The 9,030-nt window shown below is 74.6% G+C and carries 6 protein-coding genes; all 6 read left to right on the top strand.

Annotated features, from left to right (window positions below; all coding sequences use genetic code 11):
* Positions 1-59: 59 nt before the first annotated feature.
* Positions 60-2,366 (top strand): penicillin-binding protein 2, encoded by a 2,307-nt coding sequence (gene mrdA / locus ACFY07_RS18310; protein ID WP_390869660.1) that lies wholly within the window; start codon positions 60-62, stop codon positions 2,364-2,366.
* On the top strand, positions 2,363-3,565 hold the full coding sequence (rodA, locus tag ACFY07_RS18315) for a rod shape-determining protein RodA (protein ID WP_390869662.1): 1,203 nt from the start codon (positions 2,363-2,365) through the stop codon (positions 3,563-3,565). Before mrdA ends, rodA begins: the two co-directional genes overlap by 4 nt.
* A gap of 57 nt (positions 3,566-3,622) precedes the next feature.
* On the top strand, positions 3,623-5,209 hold the full coding sequence (locus tag ACFY07_RS18320) for a CHAD domain-containing protein (protein ID WP_390869664.1): 1,587 nt from the start codon (positions 3,623-3,625) through the stop codon (positions 5,207-5,209).
* A gap of 156 nt (positions 5,210-5,365) precedes the next feature.
* Positions 5,366-7,297, top strand: a complete 1,932-nt coding sequence (locus ACFY07_RS18325; protein ID WP_390869666.1) for a TIGR03960 family B12-binding radical SAM protein — start codon at positions 5,366-5,368, stop codon at positions 7,295-7,297.
* A 255-nt stretch (positions 7,298-7,552) separates the two neighbouring features.
* Positions 7,553-8,353, top strand: coding sequence for a TIGR03936 family radical SAM-associated protein (locus ACFY07_RS18330; protein ID WP_390869858.1), 801 nt, complete (start codon positions 7,553-7,555; stop codon positions 8,351-8,353).
* A gap of 393 nt (positions 8,354-8,746) precedes the next feature.
* Positions 8,747-9,030: hypothetical protein (locus tag ACFY07_RS18335; RefSeq protein ID WP_390869668.1), on the top strand; the 284-nt coding region annotated here is incomplete at its 3' end.

Below are 9,030 nucleotides of genomic sequence, written 5' to 3' on the forward strand. Positions count from 1 at the left end.
ACCCGCCGGACCCGCCGGACCGACCGCACCACCCCCGCAGCACGGACAGGAGCGCCCGCGTGACCAACATCCCGGAGACCGGCCGCACCCGGCGGGTGACGATCCGTCTGGTGGTGCTCCAGGTCCTCGTGCTGTCCCTGCTGGCCACCCTCGGCGGCCGCCTGTGGTACCTGCAGATCCGCAACGGCCAGGAGTACACGGCCGCCGCCTCGCAGAACCACATCCGCGAGGTCGTGGAGCCCGCCGTGCGCGGCGAGATCCTCGACGCCTCCGGCCGGGTGCTGGCGGGCAACACCACCAAGCTCGTCGTCTCCGTCAGCCGCACCTCGCTGCTCCAGCAGAAGGACGGCGGCAAGGGCGTGCTCACCCGGCTCGCCGGAGTGCTCGGCATGTCCGAGAAGGACGTCCACGACAAGGTGCGGCTCTGCAACGCCACCACCCCGCAGCCCTGCTGGAACGGCTCCCCGTACCAGCCCATCCCGGTGACCACGGACGCCACCACGCAGCAGGCCATGCAGATAATGGAACGCCGCGAGGACTTCCCCGGGGTCACCGCCCAGCCCACCGCGCTGCGCCAGTACCCGGCCCCGTCCGGCGCCAACGCCGCCCAGGTCCTCGGCTACCTCTCGCCGGTCACCGACGAGGAGGTCAAGCGGACCGAGCACAGGACCGGTCGTGAGAAGTACCAGCCCGCCGACCAGATCGGCCGGGCCGGCCTGGAGTCCGTCTACGACGACGACCTGCGCGGCACCAGCGGCGTCAACCGGCTGGAGGTCGACAACCTCGGCCGCGTCATCGGCAGCGCCGGCACCACCCCGGCCGTCTCCGGCAACAACCTGGTGACCAGCATCGACGCCCGGGTCCAGGCCCTGGTGGAGAAGCAGCTGCTGGACGCCATGGCGGCCGCCCGCAAGGTCTACGACACCAACACCCACAGCTACTACAAGGCCGACTCGGGCGCCGCGATCGTCATGGACGTCCACACCGGCCGCGTCGTCGCCATGGCCAGCGCCCCCACCTACGACCCCAACCTGTGGGTCGGCGGCATCTCGGCGAAGGACTACAGGGCGCTGACCGAGAAGAAGTCCAACTACCCGCTGCTCAACCGCGCCATCCAGGGCCTGTCGGCGCCCGGCTCGACCTTCAAGGTCGTCTCCACCTCCGCCGCCGTGCAGGCCGGGTACTCCCTCGACGGGCGCTACCTGTGCTCGCCCTCGATGACCATCGGCGGCCGCGAGTTCAAGAACTTCGAGGGCGAGAGCTTCGGCCCCATCTCCCTGGAGAAGGCGCTGGAGGTCTCCTGCGACACCGTCTTCTACGGCCTCGCCTACGACCAGTGGCTCAAGGACGGCGGCACCAAGCCGAAGAAGAAGCCCGCCGACTGGTTCTACCGGACCGCCCACCAGTTCGGCCTCGGCGCCCGGACCGGCATCGACCTGCCCAGCGAGGTCCCGGGCCGCGTCCCGGACCGCAAGTGGAAGCAGGACTACTACGACGCCAACCACGACGCCTGGTGCGCCCTGAAGGACAGCCCCAAGACCGACCTGGCGACCCAGATCGCCAAGGAGAACTGCATCGACGGCTACGTCATGCGCGCCGGTGACTCGGTCAACTACTCCATCGGGCAGGGCGACACCCTCGTCACGCCCATCCAGATGGCCCGCATCTACTCCGCGCTCGCCAACGGCGGCACCCTCTACCGGCCGGCCGTCGCCAAGGCCGTCGTCGGACCCGACGGCAAGCTGGTCCGCGACATCAAGCCCGTCGTCGACGGCCGCCTGCCCGACGACCGGCGGACCCTGCAGTACATCAACCAGGCCACCGCCGGCGTCGTCACCGAGGGCACCGCCGCCTGGAAGTTCACCAGCGCGGGCTGGCCGCAGGACAAGATCCAGCTGCACGCCAAGACCGGCACCGCCGAGGTCGCCGGCAAGCAGACCACCTCCTGGCTGGACACCTACAGCAAGGACTACGCCGTCGTCATGACGATCTCCCAGGGCGGCACCGGCTCCGGCGGCTCGGGTGACGCCATCCGCAAGATCTACGAGGGCCTGTACGGCGTCAAGGACGGCAAGGTCGACCCGAAGCTGGCCCTGCTGCCCAAGCCGCAGTCCTCGCTGCCGAGGTTCAACCCCGACGGCAGCGCCGTCGTGAGGACGGACTCCGCCGGCTCCCCCGACTCCGCCGCGGGCACCGGGACCCCCGGCCCCGCCGCGGATCCGGGCGCCGTCGTGCAGGCCGCCCTCACCGCCCCCGCGGCCCCCCCGGCCGGCACCGGCCTGCCGGCCGGGCAGGCCGCCGCCCTGCCCCCGGTCCGCCACGACCCGTGGGCCGACCCCCGCCGGCTCCACCGGAGGCCCGCATGAGCAGCCTGTCCTCCTCCTACCGCACCGTGCGGCTCGCCCCGCGGCGCAGCTCCCTCCAGCGGCTCCTGGACCGCGACTCGCCGCTGCGCCGCATGGACTGGGTGCTGCTGCTGTGCGCCCTCGGCCTCTCCGTCGGCAGTTCGCTGCTGGTCTGGTCGGCCACCCGCAACCGCACCGACCTCAACCACGGCGACCCGCAGTACTTCCTGCTGCGCCACCTGGCGAACACCCTCATCGGCCTCGTGCTCTTCGCCGTCGTCATCGGCATAGGGCACCGCCGGCTGCGGACCGCCGTGCCGTTCCTCTACGTCTTCTCGCTGCTGGTGCTGCTCTCGGTGCTGACGCCGCTCGGCGCCACCATCAACGGCAACCGCAACTGGATCGTGCTGGGCGGCGGCTTCTCCATCCAGCCGTCGGAGTTCGCCAAGGTCGCCATCGTGCTCGGCATGGCGGTGCTGCTCTCCGCCCGCGTCGACGCCGGCGAGCGCGAGACCCCGGACCACCGCACCGTCCTGCAGGCCCTGGCGCTGGCCGCCGTGCCCATGGGGATCATCATGCTGATGCCCGACCTGGGCTCGGTCATGGTGATGGTGGTCATCGTGCTCGGCGTGCTGCTCGCCTCCGGCGCCCCCAACCGCTGGGTGCTGGGCCTGATCTCGGCCGGGGTCGCGGGCGCGCTCGCGGTCTGGCGGTTCAAGCTCCTCAGCCAGTACCAGATCGACCGCTTCGCCGCCTTCGCCAACCCGGCCCTCGACCCGGCCGGCGTCGGCTACAACACCAACCAGGCCAGGATCGCCATCGGCTCCGGCGGCCTCGTCGGCAAGGGCCTCTTCCACGGGACCCAGACCACCGGCCAGTTCGTGCCGGAGCAGCAGACCGATTTCATCTTCACCGTGGCGGGGGAGGAGCTCGGCTTCCTCGGCGCGGGGCTGATCCTGCTGCTGCTCGGTGTGATCATGTGGCGGGCCTGCCGCATCGCCCGCCAGGCCACCGACCTGTACGGGACCGTGGTCGCGGCCGGCGTCGTCGCCTGGTTCGCCTTCCAGGCCTTCGAGAACATCGGTATGACCCTCGGCATCATGCCGGTGGCCGGCCTGCCGCTGCCGTTCGTCAGCTACGGAGGGTCGTCGATGTTCGCCGTCTGGACGGGGATCGGCCTCCTCCAGTCGGTCCGGATGCAGCGGCCCGTCTCGGTCTGACCCGCATCGGCGGCCCTCCGGACGCCTGCCCCGCCCCCGGCGGGGCAGGCGTCCGGTATGACGGAGACCGTGCGGGAGACGGAGCGGAAGTACGAGGCGCGCGGCGCCGGGCCCGCGCTGCCCCCGCTGGACGGCGTCCCCGGCGTCGCCCGTGTCGCCGACGGCGGCACCGCCACCCTGGACGCCCTGTACTACGACACCCCGGACCTGCGCCTCGCCGCGCACGGCACCACCCTGCGCCGCCGCACCGGCGGCGCCGACCCCGGCTGGCACCTCAAACTCCCCCTCGCCCCCCACGTGCAGGGCAACCGGGACACCCGGGAGGAGGTCCGCCTGCCGCTCGCGGCGGGCGACGCCGTCCCGCCGGACGCCCCGCCCGAGGTGCCGCCCGAGCTCGCCGCCCTGGTGCGCGCCCGCACCGGGGACCGCCCCCTGCGGCCGGCGGCCCGCCTGGTGACCGTCCGCGACCTGCACCTGCTGCTGGACGCCGAGGGCCGCACCCTCGCGGAGGTCGCCCGCGACCGGGTCGCCGCCCACCGCCTCACCGCCGACGCCCCCGAGGCCGCCGTCACCCAGTGGTCCGAGGTCGAGGTCGAGCTCGGACCCCAGGGTGACGGCGGCACCGCCCTCCTCGACGCCGTCGAGCAGCGCCTCGCCGCTGCCGGGCTCCGCCGCAGCGCCGCCGCCTCCAAGCTCGCCCGCGCCCTCGGCCCCGACCTCCCCGCCGCCCCGGCGCCCCCGCCGCTCCGCACGGGCCGCGCCACCGCCGCCGACGCCGTCCTCGCCCACCTCGCCGGGCACACCGAGCGGCTCACCGCCCTGGACGCCGCCGTCCGCCGCGACCTGCCCGACTCCGTCCACCGCATGCGGATCGCGGCCCGGCGGCTGCGCAGCGCCCTGAAGACCTTCGCCGGCGTCCTGGACCCCGCCGCCACCGGCCCCCTCGCCGACGAGCTGCGGTGGCTCGGCGCCGAACTCGGCGCCGACCGCGACCGCGAGGTCCTCGACGCCCGCCTCCGCGGCCGCGTCGCCGCCCTCCCCGCACCGCTGGTCGTCGGCCCCGTGCCGGCCCGGCTGGAGCTCTGGTCGGTGCGCCGCGCCGCCGACACCCGGCCCCGCGTCCTCGCCGCCCTCGACAGCCCCCGCTGCGCCGCCCTGTACGACGCGCTGGAGGCCCTGCTCGCCGACCCGCCGCCCGGCCCGGACGCCGGACGCCCCGCCGCCCGGGTGCTGCCCGCCGCGCTGCGCCGCGACTGGCGGCGGCTGGCGAAGCGGGTCGGGCCCGCCCTCGCCGCGCCGCCGGGCCCCGGACGCGACCGGCTGCTCCACGAGGCGCGCAAGGCCGCCAAGCGCGCCCGCTACGCCGCCGAGGCCGCCCAGCCGGTGCTGGGGAGGCCCGCGAAGCGGTTCCGGGACAGGATGAAGGAGCTCCAGGAGCTCCTGGGCGAGCACCAGGACGCGGTGGTGGCCCGGACCGTCCTGCGGGAGCTGGCCGCGGCGGCCGACGCCGCCGGCGAGCCCTCCTTCACCTGGGGCGTCCTCCACCAGGTCGAGCAGGACGCCGCCGACGCCGCCGAGCGGCGGCTGCCCCGCGCCTGGCGGCGCGCCTCCCGGCCGGGCCTGCGCCGCCGCCTCTCCCGCTGAGCGCCGCCCGGCCGCGCCGTCCCGCCGGGCACCGTCCCGCCGGGCCTCCCCGGCCCCCGGACGCCCCCGGGCGCCGCCCGCTCACGGCACGGCGGGGTCCGCGGCCGCGTTACCCTTGGGGGTCACTCCGCCCACGTCACGAAAGACCTGTGCCTGATGCCTGTCGAGTCGGTCTTCCCGCGCCTGGAGGCCCTCCTCCCGCACGTCCAGAAGCCGATCCAGTACGTCGGCGGCGAGCTCAACTCGACCGTCAAGGACTGGGACGCCTGTGACGTGCGCTGGGCCCTGATGTACCCCGACGCCTATGAGGTCGGCCTGCCCAACCAGGGCGTCATGATCCTGTACGAGGTGCTCAACGAGCGCGAGGGCGTGCTCGCCGAGCGCACCTACAGCGTCTGGCCCGACCTGGAAGCGCTGATGCGCGAGCACGGCGTGCCGCAGTTCACCGTGGACGCCCACCGGCCGGTGAAGGCGTTCGACGTCTTCGGCCTGAGCTTCTCCACCGAGCTCGGCTACACCAACATGCTCGCCGCCCTCGACCTCGCGGGCATCCCGCTGGAGGCCAAGGACCGCACGGTCGACGACCCGATCGTGGTCGCCGGCGGCCACGCCGCCTTCAACCCCGAGCCGATCGCCGACTTCCTCGACTGCGCCGTCGTCGGCGACGGCGAGCAGGCCGTCCTCGACATCACGGAGATCGTCCGCGCCTGGAAGGCCGAGGGGCGCCCCGGCGGCCGCGACGAGCTGCTGCTGCGCCTCGCGCGCACCGGCGGCGTGTACGTGCCGAGGTTCTACGACGTCGAGTACCTGCCGGACGGCCGCATCGGCCGCGTCGTGCCCAACACGCCCGGCGTGCCGTGGCGGGTCTCCAAGCACACCGTCATGGACCTCGACGAGTGGCCCTACCCCAAGCAGCCGCTGGTGCCGCTCGCCGAGACGGTCCACGAGCGGATGTCGGTGGAGATCTTCCGCGGCTGCACCCGCGGCTGCCGCTTCTGCCAGGCCGGCATGATCACGCGCCCCGTGCGGGAGCGGAGCATCACCGGCATCGGCGAGATGGTCGAGAAGGGCCTCAAGGCCACCGGCTTCGAGGAGGTCGGCCTGCTGTCGCTCTCCTCCGCCGACCACACCGAGATCGGCGACATCGCCAAGGGCCTCGCCGACCGGTACACCGACGACAAGGTCGGCCTGTCGCTGCCCTCGACCCGCGTCGACGCCTTCAACATCGACCTGGCCAACGAGCTCACCCGCAACGGCCGCCGGTCGGGCCTCACCTTCGCCCCCGAGGGCGGCAGCGAGCGCATCCGCAAGGTGATCAACAAGATGGTGTCGGAGGAGGACCTCATCCGCACCGTCGCCACCGCCTACGGCAACGGCTGGCGCCAGGTGAAGCTGTACTTCATGTGCGGCCTGCCCACCGAGACCGACGAGGACGTCCTGCAGATCGCCGAGATGGCGAAGAACGTCATCGCCAAGGGCCGCGAGGTCACCGGGCAGAACGACATCCGCTGCACCGTCTCCATCGGCGGCTTCGTGCCCAAGCCGCACACGCCCTTCCAGTGGGCGCCGCAGCTCGGCGTCGAGGAGACCGACGCGCGGCTCGCCAAGCTGCGCGACGCCATCCGCAGCGACCGCAAGTACGGCAAGAACATCGGCTTCCGCTACCACGACGGCAAGCCCGGCATCGTCGAGGGCCTGCTCTCGCGCGGCGACCGCCGCATCGGCGCCGTCATCCGCGCCGTGTACGAGGACGGCGGCCGCTTCGACGGCTGGCGCGAGCACTTCTCGTACGACCGCTGGATGGACTGCGCCGACAAGGCCCTGGCGGGCTCCGGCGTCGACGTCGACTGGTACACCACCCGCGAGCGCTCCTACGAGGAGGTCCTGCCCTGGGACCACCTGGACTCGGGCCTGGACAAGGACTGGCTCTGGGAGGACTGGCAGGACGCGCTGGAGGAGGTCGAGGTCGACGACTGCCGCTGGACCCCCTGCTTCGACTGCGGCGTGTGCCCCCAGATGCAGACCGAGATCCAGATCGGCCCGACCGGGAAGAAGCTCCTGCCGCTGACCGTGGTCAACCAGGGCTGACCCCCGGCGCCCCCCGGCGACCCCCTCGGAGGGCCCGGCCCCGCACGGCGGGGCCGGGCCCTCCGGCCGCCCGGCGGGGCGCGCCCGGCGGCCCCGGACGCCCTGTCGGACGCCCGGGGCCGCGGCAGGGCCGTCCCGCCGCGTACCCTTGGCCGTGCAAGGGTTCCGGTCCGCGAGGGCCGGACACGGCCACTCACGAGGGACTGAACGACACTGGCACGCCGCATGCCCGAAGGCCCGCCTCCCGCTCCGGCGGTGCAGCGCATCCGGCTGCGCTACACCAAGCGCGGCCGCCTCCGGTTCACCAGCCACCGCGACTTCCAGCGGGCCTTCGAGCGGGCGCTGCGGCGCTCCGCGGTCCCCATGGCCTACTCGGCGGGCTTCACCCCCCACCCGAAGGTCTCGTACGCCAACGCCGCACCCACCGGCGTCGCCAGCGAGGCGGAGTACCTGGAGATCGCCCTCACCGAGGTGCGCGACCCGGAGCGGCTGCGGGCGCAGCTCGACGCGTCGCTCCCGCCCGGTCTGGACGTCGTCGACGCGGTCGAGGTCCGCACCCCGAACCTCGCCGACCGGCTGCAGGCGTCCGTCTGGCGGATCAGGCTGGACGGCGTCCCCCCGGAGGAGGCGGCGAGGGCCGCCGCGGCGTTCCTCGCCGAGGAGTCCGTGGAGGTGGAGCGGCTCACCAAGAACGGGGTCCGCGTCTTCGACACGCGCGGCGCCGTGGCCTCCCTGGAGGTGGCCGACGCGCGGTCCGGGGACGGTGCCCACGGGGGTGCCGACGGTGGCGCCGATGTTCGGCCGGGCCGGGCCTGTGCGATACTGCGGCTGGTAGTGCGGCACGCCACACCCGCCGTACGACCTGACGACGTCCTGTCCGGTCTCCGTGCGACGGCCGACCTGGCGCCGCCGGTCCCCGCAGAGGTGACCAGGCTGGCGCAGGGGCCGCTCGACGAGGAGTCCGGCACGGTGACCGACCCGCTGGCGGCCGACCGCGCCGCAGCCTCGGCCGTCCCACCCGCGACCGCCGGGCCGCGCGCCACCGCGACCGCCTAGCGCCGGCCCCGCCGCTCAGCCGAGTGCGCGAGCGTCGTCGAACGAGGGACCAGCCCTCCTGCCCCGCCACCGGGGCGGGAGGCCCACCCCGCACCCGCACCGGGTGCGGGAACCCTCCCCCCGCCGCGCGGCCCAGAGCCCGCAGGGCGCGGGGAGTGGTCCCGGCCCCAGGGAGCCACCCGGGGTTGGGGACCGTGCACTTTGAGAAGACTGGTCAGACCAGAAGACTTTCGGCCTCCCGCCCAGGCGGGGCGCCGAGCGAGACAACGAGCCCCCGTGCGGCCCCGCGCCCGCGCGGCGGCGCCGAGCGACCGCCGAGCGTACGACCCGGCGGCACCGGCGCCCCGCCGTGCCCGGCCCGGAGCCCGGGGGCCTGACGGGAGATACGCCCGCATGCTCGAGAACAACGAGCCGCAGAACGCGGCGCTGGACGGCACCGCCGGCGGCACCGCGTCGGCGGCCTCCGAGGAGGCCGCCGTGAGAAACGCGACCGCGCCCGAGGAGGGCGCCGCGGCTCCGCGACGCCGCCGCCGTGCCGTGTCGCGCCCGGCCGGACCGCCGCAGGGCCCCGAGGCCCCGGCCGCCGAGCAGGCCCCGGCCGCGGAGCCGCAGCCGGCCGCCGCCGAGCCGCAGGCCGCCGAGCCGCAGGCCGGGGCCGCGGTGGCGGAGGAGGCTGC

It is taken from the genome of Streptomyces sp. NPDC001380 (assembly GCF_042895785.1).
Classification (GTDB): Bacteria; Actinomycetota; Actinomycetes; order Streptomycetales; family Streptomycetaceae; genus Peterkaempfera.

Coding starts and splice junctions, on each gene's coding strand:
- rodA (WP_390869662.1), top strand. CDS start 2,363: ATGAGCAGCCTGTCCTCCTCCTACCGCACCGTGCGGCTCGCCCCGCGG.
- ACFY07_RS18320 (WP_390869664.1), top strand. CDS start 3,623: ATGACGGAGACCGTGCGGGAGACGGAGCGGAAGTACGAGGCGCGCGGC.
- ACFY07_RS18325 (WP_390869666.1), top strand. CDS start 5,366: ATGCCTGTCGAGTCGGTCTTCCCGCGCCTGGAGGCCCTCCTCCCGCAC.